General features: G+C 54.7%; 20 protein-coding genes. 1 reads left to right on the forward strand and 19 read right to left on the reverse strand.

What is annotated here, in order from left to right; translation table 11 throughout:
• Nucleotides 1-7: 7 nt before the first annotated feature.
• From AS19_RS07520 to leuC, 18 genes are all read right to left on the reverse strand, one after another.
• Nucleotides 8-919, reverse strand: a complete 912-nt coding sequence (locus AS19_RS07520) for a MoxR family ATPase (protein ID WP_011588734.1) — start codon at nt 917-919, stop codon at nt 8-10.
• A 180-nt stretch (nt 920-1,099) separates the two neighbouring features.
• Complete coding sequence (locus AS19_RS07525; protein ID WP_011588735.1) at nt 1,100-2,314, reverse strand: O-succinylhomoserine sulfhydrylase; 1,215 nt, start codon at nt 2,312-2,314, stop codon at nt 1,100-1,102.
• 79 nt (nt 2,315-2,393) lie between these two features.
• Nucleotides 2,394-3,914: an amidophosphoribosyltransferase gene (purF, locus tag AS19_RS07530; protein WP_011588736.1), complete on the reverse strand. Its 1,521-nt coding sequence runs from the start codon at nt 3,912-3,914 to the stop codon at nt 2,394-2,396.
• A gap of 11 nt (nt 3,915-3,925) precedes the next feature.
• Nucleotides 3,926-4,420 (reverse strand): CvpA family protein, encoded by a 495-nt coding sequence (locus tag AS19_RS07535; RefSeq protein WP_011588737.1) that lies wholly within the window; start codon nt 4,418-4,420, stop codon nt 3,926-3,928.
• A gap of 218 nt (nt 4,421-4,638) precedes the next feature.
• On the reverse strand, nt 4,639-5,262 hold the full coding sequence (locus AS19_RS07540; protein ID WP_231483461.1) for an SPOR domain-containing protein: 624 nt from the start codon (nt 5,260-5,262) through the stop codon (nt 4,639-4,641).
• A gap of 53 nt (nt 5,263-5,315) precedes the next feature.
• Nucleotides 5,316-6,548, reverse strand: a complete 1,233-nt coding sequence (locus tag AS19_RS07545; RefSeq protein ID WP_011588739.1) for a folylpolyglutamate synthase/dihydrofolate synthase family protein — start codon at nt 6,546-6,548, stop codon at nt 5,316-5,318.
• A complete protein-coding gene (gene accD / locus AS19_RS07550; protein WP_011588740.1) occupies nt 6,541-7,422 on the reverse strand; it encodes an acetyl-CoA carboxylase, carboxyltransferase subunit beta in 882 nt (293 codons plus the stop codon). The genes AS19_RS07545 and accD overlap by 8 nt, the downstream gene beginning before the upstream one ends.
• Nucleotides 7,423-7,434: 12 nt before the next feature.
• A complete protein-coding gene (trpA, locus tag AS19_RS07555) occupies nt 7,435-8,238 on the reverse strand; it encodes a tryptophan synthase subunit alpha (RefSeq protein WP_011588741.1) in 804 nt (267 codons plus the stop codon).
• Nucleotides 8,239-8,346: 108 nt separating this feature from the next.
• Nucleotides 8,347-9,558 carry a tryptophan synthase subunit beta gene (trpB, locus tag AS19_RS07560; protein ID WP_011588742.1) on the reverse strand — a complete coding sequence of 404 codons (1,212 nt, stop codon included), beginning with the start codon at nt 9,556-9,558 and terminating at the stop codon, nt 8,347-8,349.
• Nucleotides 9,551-10,207: a phosphoribosylanthranilate isomerase gene (locus AS19_RS07565; protein ID WP_011588743.1), complete on the reverse strand. Its 657-nt coding sequence runs from the start codon at nt 10,205-10,207 to the stop codon at nt 9,551-9,553. The genes trpB and AS19_RS07565 overlap by 8 nt, the downstream gene beginning before the upstream one ends.
• A 40-nt stretch (nt 10,208-10,247) precedes the next feature.
• Nucleotides 10,248-11,051: a tRNA pseudouridine(38-40) synthase TruA gene (gene truA / locus AS19_RS07570; protein ID WP_011588744.1), complete on the reverse strand. Its 804-nt coding sequence runs from the start codon at nt 11,049-11,051 to the stop codon at nt 10,248-10,250.
• A 101-nt stretch (nt 11,052-11,152) separates the two neighbouring features.
• On the reverse strand, nt 11,153-14,191 hold the full coding sequence (locus AS19_RS07575; protein ID WP_011588745.1) for a FimV/HubP family polar landmark protein: 3,039 nt from the start codon (nt 14,189-14,191) through the stop codon (nt 11,153-11,155).
• Between the two features lie 161 nt (nt 14,192-14,352).
• Nucleotides 14,353-15,369, reverse strand: coding sequence for an aspartate-semialdehyde dehydrogenase (locus tag AS19_RS07580; protein ID WP_011588746.1), 1,017 nt, complete (start codon nt 15,367-15,369; stop codon nt 14,353-14,355).
• A 23-nt stretch (nt 15,370-15,392) separates the two neighbouring features.
• Nucleotides 15,393-16,505, reverse strand: a complete 1,113-nt coding sequence (gene asd, locus AS19_RS07585; RefSeq protein ID WP_011588747.1) for an aspartate-semialdehyde dehydrogenase — start codon at nt 16,503-16,505, stop codon at nt 15,393-15,395.
• A 77-nt stretch (nt 16,506-16,582) separates the two neighbouring features.
• Entirely contained in the window at nt 16,583-17,659 is a 1,077-nt protein-coding gene (gene leuB, locus AS19_RS07590; RefSeq protein WP_011588748.1) for a 3-isopropylmalate dehydrogenase, read from the reverse strand.
• Nucleotides 17,660-17,693: 34 nt separating this feature from the next.
• A complete protein-coding gene (locus AS19_RS07595) occupies nt 17,694-18,140 on the reverse strand; it encodes a hypothetical protein (protein WP_011588749.1) in 447 nt (148 codons plus the stop codon).
• A 21-nt stretch (nt 18,141-18,161) separates the two neighbouring features.
• Nucleotides 18,162-18,806, reverse strand: a complete 645-nt coding sequence (gene leuD, locus AS19_RS07600; RefSeq protein WP_011588750.1) for a 3-isopropylmalate dehydratase small subunit — start codon at nt 18,804-18,806, stop codon at nt 18,162-18,164.
• 11 nt (nt 18,807-18,817) lie between these two features.
• Nucleotides 18,818-20,236, reverse strand: a complete 1,419-nt coding sequence (gene leuC, locus AS19_RS07605; RefSeq protein ID WP_046961885.1) for a 3-isopropylmalate dehydratase large subunit — start codon at nt 20,234-20,236, stop codon at nt 18,818-18,820.
• A 166-nt stretch (nt 20,237-20,402) separates the two neighbouring features.
• Here leuC and AS19_RS07610 point away from each other — a divergent pair, with 166 nt between their 5' ends.
• Nucleotides 20,403-21,278: a LysR family transcriptional regulator gene (locus AS19_RS07610; protein WP_081424059.1), complete on the forward strand. Its 876-nt coding sequence runs from the start codon at nt 20,403-20,405 to the stop codon at nt 21,276-21,278.
• Here AS19_RS07610 and AS19_RS07615 read toward each other — a convergent pair.
• Nucleotides 21,271-22,431, reverse strand: coding sequence for an MFS transporter (locus AS19_RS07615; protein ID WP_035460342.1), 1,161 nt, complete (start codon nt 22,429-22,431; stop codon nt 21,271-21,273). The two genes, AS19_RS07610 and AS19_RS07615, sit on opposite strands and share 8 nt — an antisense overlap.
• Between the last annotated feature and the right edge of the window lie 109 nt (nt 22,432-22,540).

Consider the following 22,540-nt stretch of genomic DNA (forward strand, 5'->3'; position numbering starts at 1 on the left):
CGGCACCTTAACGCCGTACCACAGGCACGGACTGCAGCAAGGACTGGCTGATGGCCGCCACACTGCCTCCCTGCCGGACACTCAACCGGTGTTCTGCCACAGAGGCCCAAACAGCCTGAACATCTTCCGGCAATACGTAGTCACGACCGGTTATCAGCGCCCAGGCGCGTGCGGCTCTCAACAGACCCAGCCCTGCACGGGGTGACAGCCCCGCAACAAAGCGATCATCCGAGCGGGTGGCGTCCAGCAACCGCTGTACATAATCGAGAAGTTCACGTGTTACCCGAATCTTGCCCACGACCTGGGCCAGCTTCATCAAACCTTCACCATTGATTACCGCTTTCAACTCACGGACCTGCTGACGCAAATCACCGCCGGCGAGCAGTTCCAGCTCCACATCGGAGGCGGGATAACCCAAGGAAATACGCATCAGGAAGCGGTCAAGTTGGGACTCTGGCAACACAAAGGTGCCAGCCTGATCTATCGGGTTCTGGGTCGCGACCACAAAAAAAGGCGCCGGCAAAGGGCGAGTGACACCATCCAAAGTCACCTGCCGCTCTTCCATGGCCTCCAGTAAAGCGCTTTGGGTTTTCGGCGTGGCCCGGTTGATTTCATCGGCCAACAGCAGCTGAGTAAATACCGGGCCTTCGCGGAGAGAGAATTGCTGGGTGGTAGGGTCAAAAACGGAAACGCCGAGAATATCCGCTGGCAGCATATCGCTGGTGAACTGTACTCGGCGGTAATCCAGCTGGAACACTCGAGCCAACGCATGAGCTAAGGTAGTCTTGCCCATGCCCGGCAGGTCTTCGATCAGCAGGTGGCCACTGGCCAGCATGCAGGTCAGTGCCAGTTTCAGTTGCTCTTCTTTGCCCAGCACAACGCGGCCCACCTGGGCCAAGGCTTTATCCAATGCCTGCATTATGTCCCCTTAACCCCGATTTCTTACCAAAACACTCCAAGGTTGCAAGCTGCAACGCAAGCTAACGCTGTGCAAAAGAGTGTGGTTTAGCTCGCGGGATTCAGTAGAGCCTTCAAACGTGGAAAGTTGAAAAAAGCAAAGCGTGGAAACTTTATCGCACCTCCCAAGGTTGTACCTTGGCTATGCGCTGGCTAACGCCTTGAGGCCGCGGCTCAGGTCTGCCTTCAGATCGTCTATTCCTTCTAAGCCAATGGCCAGACGAATGAGATTCTCGGTTACTCCAGCTCGCTGCTTTTCTTCTTCGTTGACCCGCCCATGCGTTGTTGTCGCCGGGTGAGTCACTGTTGTTTTAACATCACCCAGGTTAGCGGTAATAGAAATCAGGCGAGTGGCATCAATAAAGCGCCAGGCGGCCTGACGATCACGATTGCCGGCGGCGTCTTCCACCTCAATGGACATCACTGCACCATAGGCCGACTGTTGGCTGCCGGCTAGGTCATGCTGCGGGTGACTTTTCAACCCTGCGTAATGCACCCGGGCAACCCCCGGCTGTACTTCAAGCCATTCGGCCAGTGCCATGGCCCGCTCACTCTGTGCCTGCATGCGCAAACTTAGCGTTTCCAGGCCCTTGATAAAGACCCAGGCATTAAACGGGCTCATGCAGGAGCCAGCAGAACGCACGAAACCCAGAATCTCGTTCATGGGCTCTTTTGGTCCGACTACGGCACCTCCGAGGCAACGCCCCTGCCCGTCCAGATATTTGGTGGCGCTATGAATGATCAGGTCAGCGCCCAACTCGATGGGTTTTTGCAGTGCCGGGGTACAAAAACAGTTATCCACCACCAACAGTGCCCCATTGTCATGGGCCAGCTTAGCCAGGGCGGCAATGTCACCCACTTCCGCCAGTGGATTGGACGGTGTTTCCAGAAACAATATTTTCGTTTCCGGGCGGATCGCGGCTTCCCACTGGGACAAGTCGCTCATGTCCACCAAGGTGGTGTCGATGCCGAACTTTTTCAGGTAACGGTCGTAGATCACATTGGTGGTGCCGAACACGCTACGAGAACTAACAAGGTGATCACCCGGCGCCAGCAAGGAGAAAAAGGTGCCGCTGATTGCCGCCATGCCAGATGCAAAGGCGACACAGGCCTCCCCGCCTTCCAACGCGGCCAAGCGTTGCTCGAATGCCCGCACGGTTGGGTTGGTAAAACGGGAATAAATATTGCCCGGCTCTTCACCACTAAACCGTGCCGCCGCTTGCGCCGCGCTTTCATACACGAAGCTGGAGGTCATGAAGATTGGATCGGAATGTGCCATTTCATCCGTGCGCAGTTGCGCAGTACGAATGGCCAAGGTTTCAACATTCAGGGTTGTCGGATCCAGATCATCACTCATCAGAAAATTCTACTCCGCGTTACGGGCGACTTAGCCGATGGTGGCCCATGCCGCCTCCGGGGGTGGTTTCATCACTGTATCAGTGATTATGTAGATCGATAATTTCGTTATCCGCCAAGGCCTGGGTCTTTTCACTATCGCCTTTGGCCGCATCGCTACGGCGGGCTTCCAAGTTGGCCAGGTAATCCGGTGTAATGTTACCCGCAAGGTATTCACCATTGAACACGGAGCAATCGAAGGACACCACCTGCGGATTACCTTCCTTGCACGTTTCCACCAGATCGTCCAAGTCTTGGTAGATTAATCGATCAGCGCCGATCAGTTCACCAATTTCATCCGTGGTTCGACCATGAGCAATCAGTTCTTGAGCCACGGGCATATCGATGCCGTATACATTTGGGTATTTCACCGCCGGCGCAGCAGAAGCGAAATAGACCTTGCGAGCCCCGGCTTCGCGAGCCATCTGAATGATTTCATTACAGGTGGTACCCCGCACGATGGAGTCATCCACCAGCAGCACGTTTTTGCCCTGGAATTCGAGCTCGATTGCGTTGAGCTTCTGGCGCACGGATTTTTTGCGTTGTTGCTGGCCGGGCATGATGAAGGTTCGGCCGATATAACGATTCTTGATAAAACCTTCACGGTATTTCACCCCCAGATGATTGGCCATCTGCAAAGCGGAGGTGCGGCTAGTATCGGGAATCGGGATGACCACATCAATGTCGTGATCAGGCCATTCACGCTCTACTTTTTCGGCCAGTTTTTCGCCCATGCGCAAGCGTGCCTTGTACACAGAAATGCCATCAATAATGGAGTCCGGCCGCGCCAGGTAAACCTGCTCGAAAATACAGGGGTGCAAACTTGCATTTTCGGCACACTGGCGGGTGTGCATTTCACCCTCAGCGGTAATGTAAATAGCTTCACCCGGAGCCAAGTCACGCACTACATTAAAGCCCAGTGAAGACAGCGCCACGGATTCAGAAGCCACCATGTACTCTGGGCCGTTGGGGGTATCTTTGCGGCCAAAACACACAGGACGAATGCCGTGAGGGTCACGGAAGGCCAGGATGCCGTAACCGGTTATCATGGCAACTACCGCATAAGCGCCTTGCACACGATCATGAACCGCTGCAACGGCATCGAAAATATCATTCGGTTCCGGTTTCAGCTTGCCCCGGCTTTGCAGCTCGTGAGCAAAAACATTCAGCAAAACCTCAGAATCCGAAGTGGTGTTGATATGGCGCAGATCAGCACGGAAGATATGTTCGGCTAGGGCTTCGGCATTGGTTAAGTTGCCATTATGGGCCAACGTAATGCCATAAGGAGAATTTACATAGAACGGCTGAGCTTCTGCCGAACTGGAGCTGCCTGCAGTGGGATAACGCACATGGCCAATCCCCATGTTGCCTACAAGGCGGCGCATATGGCGAGTGCGGAAAACGTCGCGCACCATGCCATTATCTTTGCGCAGGTAGAGACGGTCGCCGTCACAGGTCACTATACCAGCCGCATCCTGGCCACGATGCTGGAGAACGGTCAGGGCATCATAAATCCCCTGGTTCACATAGCTATGACCGACAATGCCCACAATGCCGCACATGGTACTTACCTCTAGCTGCCACTTACATTCATGATAAAGGCGAGAAGGCTCTCGCCCACGTCCCGGGTCCACGCTTCCATCATCACCAGATGCGGAACCAGGGTGGATTCGTGCCACCAGGGGTCAGAAGCAAACAAATGCTGACCCAGGGCGACGAGTACGACCATTAGCAACATCCCACGCAGGGCGCCAAACACCATACCCATTAATCTGTCAGTACTACTCAAACCGGTGACGCGGATCAGTTCACCGAGCAAATGATTAATGAGAGCCCCTACAGCCAAAGTCAGAGCAAACAGGCTACCAAAGGCGACAGCGGCACGCAGGCTGGGGGTGGTGATCTGTTCCTGGAGCAGAAGGTCCAGGGCCGGGCTGAACAGGCGGGCGATAATAAAGGCCGCAACCCATGTGAGCAACGAAAAGGCTTCGCGGGTAAACCCCCGGCGAACACTCAAAAGGGCAGAAACTGCGATAACAAACAGGATGATGCCGTCTGCCAGATTCATTTAAAGCGTGCTCTCGCCGGCGGGTGAAGGCTGAAAAAATGGACAATGCCAAACCCAGAAAAAGGCTGGCAGGATGTCCTGTAAATACAGACGGCGCAGTTTATCAGAGCCAAACCCGCTTGCCCATGCATCCCGGCCTTTGCCTCCATCTTCTTAGGCAATCTGAAATAATACTTAGCTAGGCCACGGGAAAGTAAAGCCGAGCTCACTGATACAGATCAGGGCACGTAAATGCGTACCAATCCCTTGAGCTTAAAACGATCGTCATTGGCCAATCGCAATCGCGTTGCTTCGGCATCTTCCTTGCGAATCTCTGGCCCAACCATGACCCGATGAAGCACTTTCCCATCATGGCTATCCGTTTGCGTATAGGCCCGGTACCCTGCCGCTTTAAGCTTGTCGACCATACCCTTAGCGTTATCGGCATTGGAATAACTGCCCGTCTGCACCACAAATCCAGCCAGTACAGGCCCGCCGCTTGGGCCCAACTGAGGCGCGCTCACAGGGTCTTCCGGCGGAGGCACTGCCGCATCCTCCTTAATAGGGATAACGGGCTCTGGCTGATCCGGAACGACGCTGGCATTATCTTCATTTAATTGTTGTTCAGCCGCCTCCTGTACCGCTTCATGGTCGGCGACAATGCGCTCATCCGCTACCTCACGAAGTTCCTGCTCAACAACCGGCTCAACCAAAACTGTTTTGTGCTCCGGCGGTTCAGGAATATGCATCTCCAACGCACCACGTACTTGCTCAGGGGTACGAAACAGAAACGGCGCCAGCGTCGCCGCCAGAACCAATAACAATATAATGCCTACAAGGCGCTGACGCGTTCGATTATCCACCCGTTTCTCCATTCAGCATTCATTGGAGGGCGTTGAGACATAACGGCCTAGCCCTACGATTGCGGTTCCCGAGCTTCTGCCACCGTATAAAAGGAGCCGAAAACAATCACCTGATCATCCGCCGATGCCGCCGCCAACGCTGCATGAGTAGCAGCCGCCACACTCGCGTACTCATTGTACTGGGCTGTAGCCGGTAAAGCGCTTTGTAACACCCTAGTGGATGCTGCGCGGGGAATCCGTGGTGCGGCCAGATACCAGTGTGCAGCCATCCCTTCGAATAATGCCATCACCCCATCAAAGGGCTTATCTGCCATCATGCCAAACACCAGATGTCGGGTTCCGGCACAATCAGGCAGCTGTCGAAGAAAACGTTGCACCGCCGGAAGATTGTGACCCACATCGAACCAACAGGACACACCAGCAATGAGTTGATGTTCGCAACGCCCAAACAAGCCCAACGTAGCAACCGCCGCTAAATCCCCCTGCTGACAGTTTACGCCGGCCAGGCTCAGCGCCTGACAGGCCGTAGCCAGATTATCAGCACCTAGGCGCACGACTTCCGGTAAGTTCACCGACTCGCCATCAATCAACCACAGTGTAGCGCCATCAATGTGAAAATCACGGCCGGCGAACACTGGAATAGCGCCTAATGTTGAAACCAGGGGCACAAGGTTATCCGGCCAGAGCGCTTCACCATACACCAGCGGCTTACCGGGCCGCGCGATACCGCATTTCTCTGCCGCAATGGCTTCACGGGTGTTGCCAAGCCAGTCCTGATGGTCAAGCCCCACGGAGGTCACCACAGACACATCGGGTTCGACAATATTGACCGCATCCAACCGCCCCCCCAAGCCGACCTCCAGCAAGATCAGGTCGGCATTACTATCCTTGAATAACCAGAGAGCAGCCAGGGTGGTGAATTCAAAATAGGTAAGTGGCACGCCTGCCCTTGCGAGCTCCACTTGTGCGAATGCTGCACACAACTGCGTATCACTCGCCAGACCATCTGGCAACCGTATCCGTTCGTTGAACACATGAAGGTGAGGAGAGGTGTAGAGGCAAACCTTGCGGCCTTGCTGTTCTGCCAAGGCGGTCATCAAACGCAGCGTTGAGCCTTTGCCGTTGGTGCCGGCAACGGTAATCACTGGAACAGAAAAGCGGGCCACCTCCAAGCGGGTGGCCACGTCACGAAGCCGATCCAAGCCCAGCTCAATATCGGCCGGGTGCATGGCTTCAATGCGACGCAGCCACTCGGGCAAAGAGCCTGGCAGTGGGCTGTCAGTCATCCAGAGCTAGTGGCGGCCAGCCCATCATGTTAGCCAGTAAGCGATAAAGGGTCTCGCGCATATCGTGGCGGGAGACGATCATGTCGATGGCACCGTGCTCGAGTAGAAATTCACTGCGTTGAAACCCTTCGGGCAGTTTCTGGCGCACAGTCTGTTCAATTACCCGCGGGCCGGCAAAGCCGATCAACGCATTAGGCTCAGCCACATTCACGTCTCCCAGCATGGCCAGGGACGCCGACACCCCGCCGTAAACAGGATCGGTAAGCACAGAAATAAACGGCAAACCTGCTTGGCGCATCTTCTCCAGCGCGGCGCTAGTTTTTGCCATTTGCATCAGTGAGAACAACGCTTCTTGCATGCGCGCCCCGCCACTGGCTGCAAAACAAACTAATGGCAACTTCTGCTCAAGACACACATTCACCGCACGCACAAAGCGCTCACCCACCACGGAGCCCATGGAACCGCCCATAAAACTGAACTCAAAGGCACAGGCAACCAGCGGTTCACCATGCAAAGCGCCCTTCAAAACGACCAGTGCATCTTTCTCATCGGTGGCCTTCTGTGCCGCTACAAGGCGATCCTTATACTTCTTGGAATCCTTGAATTTGAGACGATCCACAGGGGACAGTTCCGTACCGATTTCCGTCTGCACACCTTCATCAAGAAACAGCTTAAGGCGACGGCGGGCACTAATACGCAAATGGTGATCGCACTTTGGACATACATCCATGTTGCGATCGAGTTCCGGCCGGTAGACTACCCCTTCGCATCGCGGGCACTTTCGCCACAGCCCTTCAGGAATGTTGTTGCGGCGACTTTCCTGGGGTCGACGTACGGCAGGGAGGATTTTCTCCAGCCAGTTGCTATTGCTCATGCAAGGGTCCCGTTATTGATCCATGGCTTTACGCATAGCGCTGAGAATACCCCCAACCGCGTCATTAATCGCGTCGGGAGTATTCTTATTTTCAGCAATTTGATTAACCAGAGCACTACCAACGACCACACCATCGGCTACCCGGCTCACCGCCTGCGCAGATTCAGCGTCTTTGATACCAAAGCCGACCCCAATGGGCAATTGGGCAAGGTTGCGAATTGTTTCAACGCGGCTGGCCACCTCTTCCACATTCAGGGTTGCAGAGCCAGTAACACCCTTCAAAGAGACATAATACAGATAGCCGGAACCGGCTTCGCCAATCAGCTTTATGCGAGTATCAGAGGTAGTCGGTGCCACCAGAAAGATCATGTCTAGGCCATGGGCATCCATAACCGGCCTTACTTCCAAAGCCTCTTCTGGCGGCAAATCCACCAACAACACCCCATCCACACCCGCATCTTCTGCGGCCTTAGCGAAAGATTCATAGCCCATTACTTCAACCGGGTTCAAATACCCCATCAGCACCACAGGGGTCTGCGTGTTGGTTTCACGGAAGATCTTCACCATGGCCAGTACATCACGGGTGGACGTGTTGTGCTGCAAAGCCCGCTCACAGGCCAACTGGATTACCGGCCCATCGGCCATGGGATCGGAAAACGGCACCCCCAGCTCAATAATATCTGCCCCGGCATCCACCATGGCGTGCATCAACGGCACGGTTACATCCTTAACCGGATCACCCGCCGTTACAAAAGGAATCAGCGCTTTACGGTTCTCACCGTCTAGGCGCTGGAAGCAACGTTCAATACGACGCATTTCTGCTCCTTAAAAATCGGGTAAAGGAAAGGCCCCATGGGTCTTTCCAAGCCGACACTTTCCTACGCGGGAAAGCATCGCCTTAACAAGCAAACGACCTAAACAGAATTAAAAATCGATTCCATCAATGGCGGCCACGGTCAGGATATCCTTGTCACCCCGACCAGATAGATTCACCACAATGTTCTGATCCGCAGACATGGTGGGGGCCAGCTTGCGAGCGTAGGCCAGCGCATGGGCAGACTCTAAAGCTGGCATAATGCCTTCTACCTGAGTCAATTCGCGGAACGCCGACAGGGCTTCTTGGTCGTCAGCAGCCACATAATTAACCCGGCCAATATCCTTAAGCCAGGAATGTTCAGGCCCGACACCCGGGTAATCCAAACCCGCCGACACGGAATGTGTTTCGATGATCTGGCCGTTATCGTCTTCCATCAGGTAAGTACGATTGCCGTGCAAAACACCCGGGCGGCCCGCGTTTAAAGGCGCAGCATGACGACCGGTTTCAATACCATCCCCCGCCGCTTCTACACCATACATGAGCACATCCTCATCGTTGAGGAAGGGATGGAACAGACCAATAGCATTGGAGCCACCGCCGACACAGGCTACTAGCGCATCGGGAAGCTGCCCCGCCTGTTTCAGACTTTGTTCACGGGCCTCACGCCCAATAATGCACTGGAAATCGCGCACCAGCTGCGGATAAGGGTGAGGACCGGCCACGGTGCCGATAATGTAGAAAGTGTTGTCAACGTTGGTCACCCAGTCACGCATGGCCTCATTCATAGCGTCTTTTAAGGTACGAGACCCTGAGGTAACCGGAATCACTTCCGCGCCCAGCAACTTCATTCGATAGACGTTGAGTTTCTGACGCTCCACATCTTCCGCGCCCATATACACTTGGCATTCTAGACCTAACCGTGCGGCCACTGTCGCCGTGGCCACACCGTGCTGGCCCGCACCGGTTTCTGCAATCACACGGGGCTTGCCCATATGCTTGGCTAGCAGAGCTTGGCCAATGGTGTTATTCACCTTGTGAGCGCCGGTGTGATTGAGATCTTCGCGCTTGAGCCAGATCTTCGCCCCACCGAGCTGCTTCGACCATCGCTCCGCCAGATAAAGCGGAGATGGGCGGCCCACATAATGGGCCAAATCATAGTCGAAATCCGCGCGGAACTGCGGATCGTCCTTAAGACGCTCATACATGGCCGTCAGTTCGTCCAGTGCCCCCATCAGGGTCTCCGAAACAAAGCTGCCACCAAACCGGCCAAAGTGGCCACGCGCATCAGGAAAAGCAGAAAAATCAGGGCGTTCAGACACCAGCTACTCCTCGTGTTTTGACACTATTAATAAAGACACGGATGGCAGAGGCATCTTTGATGCCACCGCTGCGGCCACCCTGAACATTCTTCTGTTCAACACCACCACTCACATCCACTGCCCATGGCTGAACCTGTGTCACAGCTGCAGCCACATTCCCTGGGTGCAGGCCACCGGCCAGCACTACAGGCAGAGGCAAGGTTTTAGGTACCCTGCCCCAGTTAAACGTCTCCCCAGTCCCGCCCGGCACGCCAGCAACATAACTGTCGATCAGCAAACCTGCCGCATTACGGTAAATCTGAGCATAATGGTGGAGATCCACATCATCCTTCATTCGAACTGCCTTGATCCATGGTCGGTTAAAACTGTCGCAAAACTGCGGATTTTCATTTCCATGGAACTGCAATAAGTCCACCGGCACTCTGGCCAGCACCCCTTCAATCTCAGCACGAGACGCATCAACAAAAAGCGCCACCGTGGTAACAAACGGCGGCAAGCTGGCACAGATTTCTGCTGCTTGTCGAGCAGTAACAGCACGAGGGCTGGGCCCATAAAAAACTAGGCCAATGGCATCGGCACCGGCGTTCGCCGCCGCTAAACCATCTTCAATTCGAGTAATGCCGCAGATTTTGACCCGGGGTACGGTCATGGGTTCTCCAGTGTAACAAAGGCAGGCCGATAAGGGTTAATTATGCCTCAAGACGGTCCGGCAGCCACAGGGGCCCCAGGGGCTCATCAGGTAACGCGAAGAGCTCAGGGTACTCAATTTCCACCAGATATAGTCCAAAGGGCGGAGCTGTCGCAGCGCCCAGCCGCCGATCTCGACATTCCAGAACGTCTTTGGCCCAAACAGGCGGTTTCTTACCTGCACCCACCTTCATCAGGACCCCAGCTATATTACGCACCATGTGCATCAAGAACGCGTTAGCATGTGCCTCAAGCACCAGCACTTTGCCCTGTTCATATAGTTCAAGGCTATGCAGAGTCTTTAACGGTGACTTGGCCTGGCAATGCACGCTGCGGTAGGCAGTGAAGTCATGATGACCCACCAAATACGATGCAGCCTCACGCATGGCGGCAACATCCAGAGGACGGTGATTCCAGGTTACCTGGCTGCGGTAGAGCGCCGGGGGGCGAGCATGGTTATAAATTACGTAGCGATAACGGCGACTCACAGCAGAAAAACGCGCGTGAAAATCATCGCTCACTGGCACCGCCCACCGTATGGTCACATCTCTTGGCAGATTGGTATTGCCCCCCATAATCCAGCTCTTCATCTCACGGGGCGCATCGGAATCGAAGTGCACCACCTGCCCAGTGCCATGTACCCCTGCATCAGTACGACCGGCGCACACTACGGTCACCGAATGGTTGGCCACTTTAGACAGTGCCGCTTCCAGGCATTCCTGAACTGTGCGCACTCCTGATTGTTGCATCTGCCAACCACGAAAATCAGTGCCATCGTACTCAATACCCAGCGCAATGCGTGTCATCGTTCACCGTCTCGTTGCCGTTTACGCAAAACTGCTACCCATAAAAAAGGGGGGCGATACCATAAGGCATCGCCCCCCTTTTTCCTAGCCAGAGTGGCGGGTTAACCCACCTGCCCAAGCAGCTCTCTTGCTTCGTTCTGTTGCTGAGCGCTACCTTCGGAGATCACTTCGCTGAGAATATCCTTCGCCCCTTCGCTATCGCCCATGTCGATATAGGCTTTGGCTAAATCTAGCTTAGTGGCATTTTCGTCAGTTTCACCCAAGAAGTCGAAGTCATCTTCATCTGCCAACACATCCGCACTGGACGAGTCGGACGCATCATCCTCCGAGGTGTCGGGCACCAACGCCAGATCAATGTTCAACGACGCGTCCTCGCGTTTCTGCTCATCCGTCGCTTCAACAGCGGAAGACTCATCTAGTGATGGGGACTGATCATCCTCTAGATCCAATGAAGTGATTGGATCTAGAGAATCGTCTGCCTCAACGGCGTCAACCAGCGATTGCTCCGCTTCATCCAGATCCAGATCAATCTCGAGATCCGCCAGAACATCATCCACTTCATGCTGTGGAGCACTGCCCGTTTCATCAGATAAATCCAGATCGTCCAGTGACAAATCCAGCTCTTCATCATTAACTGGATCGGTAGAAAGATCGTCAAACTCAGCATTCATCTCATCTAGGTTGAGATCACCAAATACCGTGTCGCCATTCTGGGTAGAGGTGCCGATGTCATCCAGCTCAAGCACAGAATCGGCTGACAGCGACTGCTTGTCCGCATCAGACATTTCAGGGGCTTGCGAAGTCTCGCCTTCACTATCGAAATCCAGGCTAAATCCTTCGTCAATGCTAGCATCGGAAGAAGCTGAGTCACGGTCAGCTCCCAGCATGACAGTGGCGTCTGCGTTGTCAGCCTCAATAGCATCTAACTCGAAATCAAAATCAGCCAGCTCATCGGAGATTTCCTCCGGCTCAGGGCTTAGCGCTTCTGCCTGGATGGTCGGAGCAGAAAAGGCCTCGTCATTCAAACCCGAGGACAAGCCCATTTCCAGATCATCCAGAGACAGCTCTTCATCGTCTTGGGAAACTGGGGCAACACTACCCAAGCGAGCGATAGCCGCATCCATATCGGCACCAGTACCAGCATAGGCGGTTGCCTGCTGCTGGAAGGCCGCGTCATCGCCCATTTCCTTGAGCAACTCCAGCAGGCGGACTTTCAGATCTGACCTTTCGGGCGACTTGTTAATTTCATTGCGCAGAAAATCTACCGCTTGCGGGTAACGGCCATAGGCCACATAGACTTCCACATCTTCCAGCGGGTCCTGGCTACCACCTTGCTCTTGTCCTGGTGGCGACACCACATCATCATCTTCGACCGTCGCGACAGTAGACCCGTCATCATCCAGATTCAGGTCAAATTCACTGTCCTGCTGGTCGTCAGCAGCCTCAAAAAATGGGCCATCCAGCACTTCGTTATCGTCTTTTTTCTTGCCGCGCAGAAGCAGAAAAATCAACAGCACAATAACGAGAACACCCAGAAGGATGTACAGCAGGTTGGCCATGATCAGATCGACAATGCCCCCTAAAGCAACCGGCGATTGCGCCGGGGCAACCGGCTCCGGTTTGCCCACTGGCGCTACCGGCTCGACCACACTATCCGTAGCCGTCGCTTCACCTTCCGCTCTCTGCGCATTATCAGCTATCGCATTGGCTTGTTTCGAGCTACCTGTGGCGCTGGACTTAGCGGCCTCTTTTGCTAACTCTTCGTCAGAACCTTCTAGCGCAACCACACCACTTTCAGTGGATGGCTCGTTGCTGTTATTACTGAAATTAGCGGCTTCTTCCGTTGCCGTATCGTCCGCCATGCCTCCATCTGCGGAGGAAAGTTCCGGTGCGACCGGCTCTTCCATCAACGGATCACTGTTCGGCGCAGCCACGCCCTGCTCTTCGCGTAATTGACGCAACTCTTGCTGCAATTGAGTAATCTGATCGTTACGCAGCTTAAGTAGTTCCGAGCTGGTAGCGCTCTGCTCTTCAAGAGCATTCAGTCGAGATCTCAGTTCGGCGTTTTCACGATCTAGGCGATCCAGGCTTTCATCGCGAATCGCCAGTTCATTCTCTAGCGTAGCGGTATTAGCGTTACCCTGCCTAGCATCACCAGTGCTGTTACCATCATCTACACCCGCGGTGGATTCCGGAGCGATCAATTTCATTTCACCACGAGCTGGCGAATCTACACCCTCTTCATCAGCATCAACCACCTGACGCGAACCATCGATCTGTGCGCGCTGGGGCGCTTGAATGCCACGCTGCTCCAACATATCACGCCATTGACGGTTCTGGTCAGCCACTTCCGCGATCGCAGAACGAGTAGAAATGGTACGCACTTCCTGCTCGCTGGGAATACGCAGCACGACGCCTTCGCGGACCAAATTGACATTGTTGTTAATAAACGCATCCGGGTTGATTTGCTGAATGGCCACTAACATCTGTTGTACCGACACGCTGTTAGAAGGCCGGTTATTCAGCGCGATTTGCCACATGGTATCGCTAGAACGCACGGTATAACGATTACGCGCGCCACTGTCAGCCTCAGCAGGAGTAGATTCAGCCTGCCAAGGCTCGGATGCAATTTCGGATTCAAGCGTTTTCTCAGACGGGGACTGTGTTGCAGTTGAGGGCTGACTGCGAGTGGCTGGCTGCGGCACACGACTGATGACCGGGGCCGCGGTCACCGTACTATCCGCAAAGCTGGGCGGGTCCAGCAGTACGGTATATTCACGCATCAATCGGCCCGTGGGCCAAAGGAATTCAACCAGGAAGTTCAGATAGGGTTCGCGTACCGGCTGATCCGTAGAAATATGCAGCTGAGCTTTATCGCCATCCTGAAACTCTACAGAAAACTCCAAGCGATTGAGAAAATAGCTGCGGTCAACACCAGCGGCATCGAATTCCGACTGAGGGGCAAGGTTAACCAGAATTTCTTCTGCTGAAAGGTCACCAACTTCATGCAGTGAAACATCCATATCCAAAGGCTGGTTCAAATAAGAATGAAGCTGATAATCGCCTACCCCCAGTGCCGCTGCTACCCCAGGGGCCATCATCGCCACAGCCGTTAAGCCAAACCCAAGTTTTCGAAGCATGGTCGAACCCTTTATTTATTATGTTTCCCGTGCTCAGCCCAATCCCGCGGGCGCTGCGAACGTACCCAAGTCGGCAAGCTACCTACATCATCATTACGCATTCTGCCTTAGGCTTGAAGAAAAACCTAGAAACCGCGTCACATAATGTCAGTAACTATCCATCACAGATAATCTTTTAGCAACTTCTCCACTATTTTCACTGCGTTGAGAGCGGCCCCCCAACGAACATTATCGGCAACACTAAAATAGCTCAACCCACCCCCCGCTTCCATCTCCTCGCGGACACGAGAAATGCGCATTGCGGGCGGCCCTTCAACCATTGCTACCGGGGACACGGCCTGGGGATCGTCACTGTCCTCAACTGACATATCCTCATCGCCATCCCATAACGTATAACACTGCGCCGCAGACAGCCCCTGAATGCTGCGCAGGCTAACGCTTTGCCCATAACCATAGAAAACGGGCACCCGCACCATCGTTACCTGCACTGACAACGGCTGATCTGCAAGGACCCGGCGAGTTTCCAAAATCAGCTTCAGCTCTTCACTGGTAAAACCGTTTTCCTGCATCTGGCCACTTACAGGCAACACATTGAACGCGATCTGAGCTTGAGCGGCCTCACTGGGCGCCAGGCCGTTCAGCAGACGCACACTTTGCTGGGCCAGTTGGTCCACTCCTGCCTTACCAGTGGCTGATGCCGCCTGAAACTGGGTAACCACCACCTCCTGTAACGGCCCCTGTTCAGTTAACGGCTTCAGGGCGCGCACCAACTGCACGGTTGACGCATCCGCACAGGCCACCAGATTTTGCTCCCTGGCTTGGGCCAGCATCTCGTCATTAACGCCCGCCACAACCAGTGGAATATCCGCTTCGTAGCGGAAAGCTGGAGATAGGTCGACCACCACCACCCCGCACTCTGCGGCGTGCGGAGCCAGCGCCTGGCTGACTGATGCCCCAGCTGCAAATAAGGCAATTTCCACTTGGGAAAAGTCGAAATCATCGGCCTTACCCACCGTCAGAGACTTGCCCGCAAACGAAACCTTGCTGCCTGCACCATTTTCGGAAGCCAAAACAAAAAGCTCGCCGACCGGAAATTTCCGATCCGCGAGCAATTTGATGATGGCCTCACCGACCAAGCCGGTAGCTCCGACAATGGCCAGATTGATTGACCGATCCATTACTTACCTCTGGTTTGTCGCCTTTAGTGTTCGAGAAGAATGCGCAGCATGCGACGCAATGGTTCGGCTGCGCCCCACAAGAGCTGATCACCTACGGTAAAGGCATTCAGGAATTCGCCGCCCATATTGAGCTTGCGTAAACGGCCCACGGGAATACCCAAGGTGCCGGTGACCGCTGTAGGCGTCAGATCGCGCAAGGTATCTTCCTTGGTATTGGGCACCACTTTGACCCAATCGTTGGACTTGGCAATGATGTCGTTAACTTCATCCATAGGCACATCGCTATTGAGCTTTACGGTCAGTGCTTGGGCATGACAACGCATGGCACCAATACGAACACAGGTGCCATCCAAGGCAATCGGGTCGCTGCTACGGCCGAGAATCTTGTTGGTTTCCGCCTGCGCCTTCCATTCTTCCTTGCTCTGCCCGTTCTCCATTTCCTTATCAATCCAAGGCAGCAGAGAGCCCGCCAGCGGGAAGCCAAAGTGCTCACGGGGCATGGCATCGCTACGCATGCTCGCCGCTACTTGACGATCAATATCCAGAATCGCACTAGCAGGATCTGCCAGCTTGTCGGAAACATCACCGTGAATCTTACCCATCTGGGCAATCAACTCACGCATGTTCTGGGCACCAGAACCAGACGCCGCCTGATAGGTCTGGGCACTGGCCCATTGCACCAACCCTTCGTTGAACAAGCCGCCCAGGCCCATCAACATCAGGCTCACAGTACAATTACCGCCGACAAAATCCTTGGTGCCATTGTGTAGCGCAGAATCAATCACCGAACGGTTTACCGGATCGAGCACGATGACGCTATCGTCTTTCATTCGCAAAGTGGATGCCGCATCAATCCAGTAACCATCCCAGCCGGCTTCACGCAGCTTCGCGTACACCTCGTTAGTGTAATCCCCACCCTGGCAGGTCACGATCACATCCAGCGCTTTCAATTCATCAATACTTTTGGCATCGCCCAGGGCCGGAATATCCTTGCCCACGTCCGGGCCAGCCTGTCCGACCTGAGAGGTCGAGAAAAAGACCGGTTCGATATCTGCAAAATCATTTTCGGCAGTCATGCGCTCCATCAGTACGGAACCCACCATGCCACGCCAGCCGACAAAACCGACTTTTTTCATTAGAAACTGTCTCCTGAAAGGATTGCCCTTTCTATCAGTGAATAAATGCGCGTGTGACGCCTGGCCCTGTGCCTCTGTTATGCCTTTAACAGTGCATCGGCAACGGCGCTGCCCATTTCTTCGGTGCCCACTTTGCGAGTGCCCTCGGTATAGATATCCGCTGTACGAAGCCCCTGATCAAGAACGCTCTCCACCGCTGCCTCGATGGCATCGGCCACATCGCCACGCTCAAGGCTGTAACGCATCAGCATGGCCAGCGACATAATGGTCGCCAGCGGGTTGGCGATGCCCTGGCCGGCAATATCCGGTGCCGAGCCGTGGCAGGGTTCATACAAGCCCTTGCGGTTTTCATCCAGTGACGCGGAGGGCAACATTCCGATGGAACCGGTGAGCATGGCGGCTTCATCGGAGAGAATGTCACCAAACAGGTTGCCGGTGACAATCACATCAAACTGTTTCGGCGCACGCACCAGTTGCATGGCCGCGTTGTCCACATACATATGCGACAACTCGATCTCCGGGTAGGCTTTTGCTTCCTCGGTGACCACTTCTTTCCAAAGCTCGGTGACTTCCAGCACGTTAGCTTTATCCACCGATAACACACGCTTATCGCGTTTCATGGCCAGCTCAAAGGCCACTTTAGCGATACGGCGCATTTCCGACTCGGTATAGACATAGGTGTTGAAGCCTACACGTTCGCCATTTTCTTCCTTGATGCCGCGGGGCTGACCGAAGTAAATACCACCGGTTAACTCACGCACGATCAGGATATCCAGCCCGGACACTACTTCCGGTTTCAGGCTGGAGGCATCTGCCAATTGCGGAAACAAAATAGCCGGGCGCAGATTCGCAAACAAACCCAGCGTCGAGCGCAAGCGCAGCAGACCGCGCTCCGGACGCTTGTCCCGTTCTATGGCATCCCATTTTGGACCACCAATAGAACCGAAAAGAATGGCGTCGGCGGCGCGCGCTTTTTCCAATGTGGTTTGCGGCAATGGATCATTTTCCGCATCCACCGCAGCCCCACCCACCAAGGCTTCATCCAGCTCCACATCCAAAGCAAATTTCTGCTTGGCTACGTCCAGCACTTTAACCGCCTCACGGACGATTTCAGGACCAATTCCGTCGCCCGCTAACACCAATACTTTGCTCATTACTGCTTCCTGTCTACTGCAGCCCTATCGGGCATTAAAAGTTTTTCGCTACCAGCACATCATCTGGGGCAGAGGCCTTTACCAACTCAAGAGAATATTCTTTGCTGCCCTCTGCTGCTCGGATGCGAACCTGATAGATTCCACCTTCTAAGAAGGTATAACGGAATTTGCCAAAACGAAGGATGCCGCCCTGATCAGCGAAAACTTCTACCGAGTGTTTGCCCGCTTCAAGCTGTACGCTCTGAGAACCCGCTTGCTCGGTAATCCGATCACCATCCACTTTGAACAGTGAGGCCTTAGCCTCACTGCTGGTGGGCATTTTCCAGCCCGCCCCTTGGTCTTGCTGCACCGGCGATTCGAGTTGATTGTCCACCGTTAATGTAGCGGCTTGCTCCCCGGTAGGGGCATGGTACATACCCGTAGAGGCACAGCCTGCTAACATCAGAACCGACATCAACGACAGAGACAGTAAACGCAACATACAACCTCCTTGGCTATTCTTTTAATGGTCGGCAAAAACCCAAGGTTCACGCTCTATTCGGCTTCTTTCATAGGCCCGGATCGCATCCGCCTCGTTCAGGGTTAAACCAATCTCATCCAAACCGTTGAGCAAGCAATGTTTGCGAAATTCATCAATTTCGAATGGTAGCGGTTCTCCGCTTTCGGGAATCACCTGCTGGCCCTCCAGATCGATCGTAATCCGGTATCCGCCCTTGCTGCTAACCACTTGAAACAGGGCTTCCACGTTATCTTCGGATAACACAATGGGCAACAAACCATTTTTGAAGCAGTTGTTGTAGAAGATATCCGCAAAACTCGGCGCGATGATTGCCTTAAAGCCAAAATCCATTAGCGCCCAGGGCGCATGCTCACGACTGGAACCACAACCGAAGTTGCGACGCGTCAACAGAATGCTGGCGCCCTGATAGTCTGGTTGATTCAATACAAAATCGTTGTTTACCAGGCGCGCAGCGTTGTCCTGTCCCGGAAAACCTTCGTCCAAATAACGCCATTCATCAAACAAGTTAGGACCAAAACCGGTCCGCTTAATGGACTTGAGGAACTGCTTGGGGATGATCTGATCGGTATCCACATTGGCACGATCAAGCGGAGCCACCAGACCATCGTGACGTACGAATTTTTCCATGGTGTTACTCCTTATGCCTGATCCAGCTCGCGAATATCCACAAAATGGCCCGCCACCGCAGCGGCGGCTGCCATGGCAGGGCTAACCAGATGCGTACGCCCGCCATTGCCTTGACGCCCCTCGAAATTGCGGTTCGAGGTAGAGGCACAATGCTCTCCGGCTTCCAGACGGTCCGGATTCATCGCCAGACACATGGAACAACCAGGCTCACGCCATTCAAAACCAGCCTCAACAAATATCTTGTCTAATCCCTCTTTCTCTGCCTGTTGCTTGACCAACCCGGATCCTGGCACCACTAGCACCTGTTTAACGCTACCGGCTTTCTGGCGGCCTTTAGCCACCTCTGCCGCCGCGCGTAAATCCTCGATACGGGAGTTTGTGCACGAGCCGATAAAGACGCGATCCACCTTGATCTCGGTAACAGGCATCCCAGGGGTCAGGCCCATGTATTCATAAGCACGGGTCATACCCGAGCGTTTAACCTCATCCGTCTCTGCAGCCGGATCGGGAAGGTGGGCATCCACAGGCACCACCATTTCCGGGCTGGTCCCCCAGGACACCTGCGGTTTGATATCCGCTGCATCAATGTCCACCTGCTGATCGAATTGTGCCTCAGCGTCGGACACCAGCGTGCGCCAGTAGGCTTCAGCCTTATCCCAATCCGCACCCTTGGGAGCAAAGGGGCGCCCTTTAACGTAATCGATGGTGACGTCGTCTACCGCCACCATGCCAGCGCGGGCACCGGCTTCAATGGCCATATTGCAGACCGTCATACGGCCTTCCATGCTCAGGCTGCGCATGGCACTGCCGGCAAACTCAAGCGCATAGCCGGTGCCACCTGCGGTGCCGATAACACCGATAATGTGCAACACCACATCTTTCGCGGTAACACCTGGGCCAAGCTCACCTTCAACAGACACCCGCATGTTGTTCATTTTTTTGGCTACCAGAGTTTGGGTCGCCAAAACGTGCTCAACCTCACTGGTGCCAATACCGTGGGCCAGGCAGGCCAACGCGCCATTAGTGGAGGTGTGGGAATCGCCGCAGACCACGGTCATGCCCGGCACTACCGCACCCTGCTCCGGGGCCATCACATGAACAATACCCTGGCGCACATCACCAATACCGAATTCGGTAATGCCGAATTCGCGCGTGTTGTTTTCCAGTGTCTGCACCTGAATACGGGACGTCTCATCAGTAATATCAGCGGCACTGTTAAACGGTGTCGTCGGAACATTGTGATCAATGGTTGCCACGCTGGCACTGGTCCGCCAAGGTTGGCGCCCCGCCAGGCGCAGCCCCTCAAACGCCTGAGGCGATGTGACCTCATGAATAATTTGGCGATCGATGTAGATTAATGCGGAACCGTCCTCGCGTTCAGCGACGAGATGAGCGTCCCACAATTTGTCGTAGAGGGTCTTGCCGGCCATGTCTATCTCCCTGAGCCGCCTGAGGTCACTGACTGAGACCATAAATTCGGCTGGTTTATCACTGTTAATTAATGTAGAACTACGCCATCAATAAATCCAATTCATATTTTTCATTTTTAAGATAACCAATTATTATCCCCGTACTGACACTGTGGATGCCCCGGGAATGATCGATACCCCAACGCTAACCGCCTTTATGGCCGTCGCCGAAACAGGCTCATTTTCTGCTGCCGCAGAACGCCTGTACATCACGCAACCGGCCATTAGCAAGCGCATTGCGCTACTGGAACAACAGCTTGAAGCCCGTTTGTTTGACCGCGTAGGACGCCAAATTCAACTGACAGAAGCTGGGCGCTCATTGCTGCCTCGCGCCCGCCAGGTACTGATGGACGTGGAAGATATCGCCCGTGCAATACACGACCTGTCCGGTGAAGTCACTGGCAAGTTGCGCATCGGCACCAGCCATCATATTGGACTGCATAGATTGCCACCGGTTCTGCGCCAGTTCTCCCGAGATTACCCGCAGGTAAAACTGGATATTCACTTCATTGATTCGGAAGAAGCCTGGGAAGGTGTGCTGCACGGCGAGCTAGAGATGGGGGTTGTCACCTTACCGCCGCAACCGGATGAACGCCTGAATAGCGAGGTCATTTGGAACGACCCACTCGTATTCATGTGTGCACCGGAGCATCCTTTAGCGAAACAGGACAACCTGACGCTGGAATCCTTTACCGGTCACAGTGCCATTCTGCCCTCACCGGTCACCTTTACGCGCGGCATCGTGGAGCGACTGTTCGACGAGCATAACCTGAAGCTGGATATCGCCATGTCCACCAACTATCTGGAAACCATCCATATGATGGCGTCCATTGGCCTGGGCTGGAGTGTTCTTCCCGCCACCATGGTCGACAGAGGCATGATTCAGCTGCCGGTGAATGTGCCACTACCCGAACGTCAGCTCGGCGTAGTGACTCACCCGGCACGAAGCCAATCCAACGCGGCCCAGGCATTCCTGCGCGCTCTGCGTGGGCAGATCACCTGATCTGTCCACGGTGCGCTGAGCGAGTCACCCCGCCCACCACCAACAACCCCGCAGCCAGCACCGCGACAAGCGTCGCGGCGAAAAACAAATTTACGCCCCATTGCTGCCACAGCACACCGGACAAGCCGGCTCCGGCCGCCCACCCAGCACCAAAGCCCAGACTGGAATACAGTGCTTGCCCCTGGCCACCCAGTGCCTCACCGAACTGACGGTGCACCCAGGCAATGCTGGCGGCATGGAAGCTGCCAAAGCTAGCCGCATGGAGCAGCTGAGCCAATGCCAACAACCATAGCGAATCCCCCGCCATAGCAATCATCAACCAACGCAACGCGGCTAACAGCAGGCTCGCCACCAGAATCCAGGGGATATAAAAGCGCGATAGCAGCCGGTGCATCACCACAAACAAGCCCACCTCGGCCAGCACGCCCAAAGACCACAACAAACCAACAACGAATTTGCTGAAACCCAGCTCTTCCAAATAAATGCTATAGAAGGTGTAATACGGGCCGTGGGACATCTGCATCAGAAACGAGGCGATTAAAAAAAGGCTGACTGCCGGGCGCCGTAACACCTGCCAAGCCGACACCCCTGCCCCGGAAGCCCGACTCCGCGGTGCGTTGCCCGCCGGCAGCGTCAGCGTGCCTAACCACAGCAACCAGAGCAGACCACTGAGCACCCAGGGCAACACAGCCGTCCCGGCCCGATCGAGCACCTCCCCCAGCACCAAAACGGCGAGAATAAACCCCACCGAGCCCCACAGCCGAACGTGACTGTAACGATGTGATTGGCTGCCCAGTGACTGCAGGGTAAGCACCTCGAACTGGGCCAGCACCGCATTCCAGAAGAAACTGAAGGACACCAGTAAAGCTGCCATGCCCCAAAAGGTGTCTACCCAGAACACTGGCAGAAATACGATGGCAGCCAGCAGGTTACCGGCACGAATAATGCGCAGCCGTTGCCCGCTGCGATCTGCCAGCCAACCCCACAGGTTCGGGGCGCCAATTTTGGTCAGTTGAGGAATGGCCATCAGGCCGCCAATGGCGACGGCACTGAAGCCAAGATCTTTCAGATACAGGGACCAGTACGGCACCAGCGTGCCGAGCAGCCCGAAATAGAAAAAATAGAAGCCTGACAGTCGCCAGTAATAGGGCATGAACGATAAACCTTGTCTTGCAGAAAGCGCCCAATGCCGGTGCAGTGTAAACAGCGTTCTACCTCAGGCGCTTTTGCTGATTTTCCTTGTCTGGCGTCTGGCCTCCGTT

Origin of the sequence: Alcanivorax sp. NBRC 101098, assembly GCF_001010505.1 — a bacterium.
In the GTDB taxonomy this organism is placed as follows: Bacteria; Pseudomonadota; Gammaproteobacteria; order Pseudomonadales; family Alcanivoracaceae; genus Alcanivorax; species Alcanivorax borkumensis.

Excerpts from the sequence above, each read along its gene's own strand:
- AS19_RS07580 (WP_011588746.1), bottom strand. The coding sequence starts at position 15,369 with ATGGATCGGTCAATCAATCTGGCCATTGTCGGAGCTACCGGCTTGGTC.
- trpA (WP_011588741.1), bottom strand. The coding sequence starts at position 8,238 with ATGCGTCGTATTGAACGTTGCTTCCAGCGCCTAGACGGTGAGAACCGT.
- AS19_RS07565 (WP_011588743.1), bottom strand. The coding sequence starts at position 10,207 with ATGACCGTACCCCGGGTCAAAATCTGCGGCATTACTCGAATTGAAGAT.
- AS19_RS07520 (WP_011588734.1), bottom strand. The coding sequence starts at position 919 with ATGCAGGCATTGGATAAAGCCTTGGCCCAGGTGGGCCGCGTTGTGCTG.
- AS19_RS07525 (WP_011588735.1), bottom strand. The coding sequence starts at position 2,314 with ATGAGTGATGATCTGGATCCGACAACCCTGAATGTTGAAACCTTGGCC.
- AS19_RS07610 (WP_081424059.1), top strand. The coding sequence starts at position 20,403 with ATGATCGATACCCCAACGCTAACCGCCTTTATGGCCGTCGCCGAAACA.
- leuC (WP_046961885.1), bottom strand. The coding sequence starts at position 20,236 with ATGGCCGGCAAGACCCTCTACGACAAATTGTGGGACGCTCATCTCGTC.
- accD (WP_011588740.1), bottom strand. The coding sequence starts at position 7,422 with ATGAGCAATAGCAACTGGCTGGAGAAAATCCTCCCTGCCGTACGTCGA.
- AS19_RS07545 (WP_011588739.1), bottom strand. The coding sequence starts at position 6,548 with ATGACTGACAGCCCACTGCCAGGCTCTTTGCCCGAGTGGCTGCGTCGC.
- AS19_RS07575 (WP_011588745.1), bottom strand. The coding sequence starts at position 14,191 with ATGCTTCGAAAACTTGGGTTTGGCTTAACGGCTGTGGCGATGATGGCC.
- AS19_RS07615 (WP_035460342.1), bottom strand. The coding sequence starts at position 22,431 with ATGCCCTATTACTGGCGACTGTCAGGCTTCTATTTTTTCTATTTCGGG.
- AS19_RS07535 (WP_011588737.1), bottom strand. The coding sequence starts at position 4,420 with ATGAATCTGGCAGACGGCATCATCCTGTTTGTTATCGCAGTTTCTGCC.
- AS19_RS07595 (WP_011588749.1), bottom strand. The coding sequence starts at position 18,140 with ATGTTGCGTTTACTGTCTCTGTCGTTGATGTCGGTTCTGATGTTAGCA.
- truA (WP_011588744.1), bottom strand. The coding sequence starts at position 11,051 with ATGACACGCATTGCGCTGGGTATTGAGTACGATGGCACTGATTTTCGT.
- leuB (WP_011588748.1), bottom strand. The coding sequence starts at position 17,659 with ATGAGCAAAGTATTGGTGTTAGCGGGCGACGGAATTGGTCCTGAAATC.
- asd (WP_011588747.1), bottom strand. The coding sequence starts at position 16,505 with ATGAAAAAAGTCGGTTTTGTCGGCTGGCGTGGCATGGTGGGTTCCGTA.
- leuD (WP_011588750.1), bottom strand. The coding sequence starts at position 18,806 with ATGGAAAAATTCGTACGTCACGATGGTCTGGTGGCTCCGCTTGATCGT.
- purF (WP_011588736.1), bottom strand. The coding sequence starts at position 3,914 with ATGTGCGGCATTGTGGGCATTGTCGGTCATAGCTATGTGAACCAGGGG.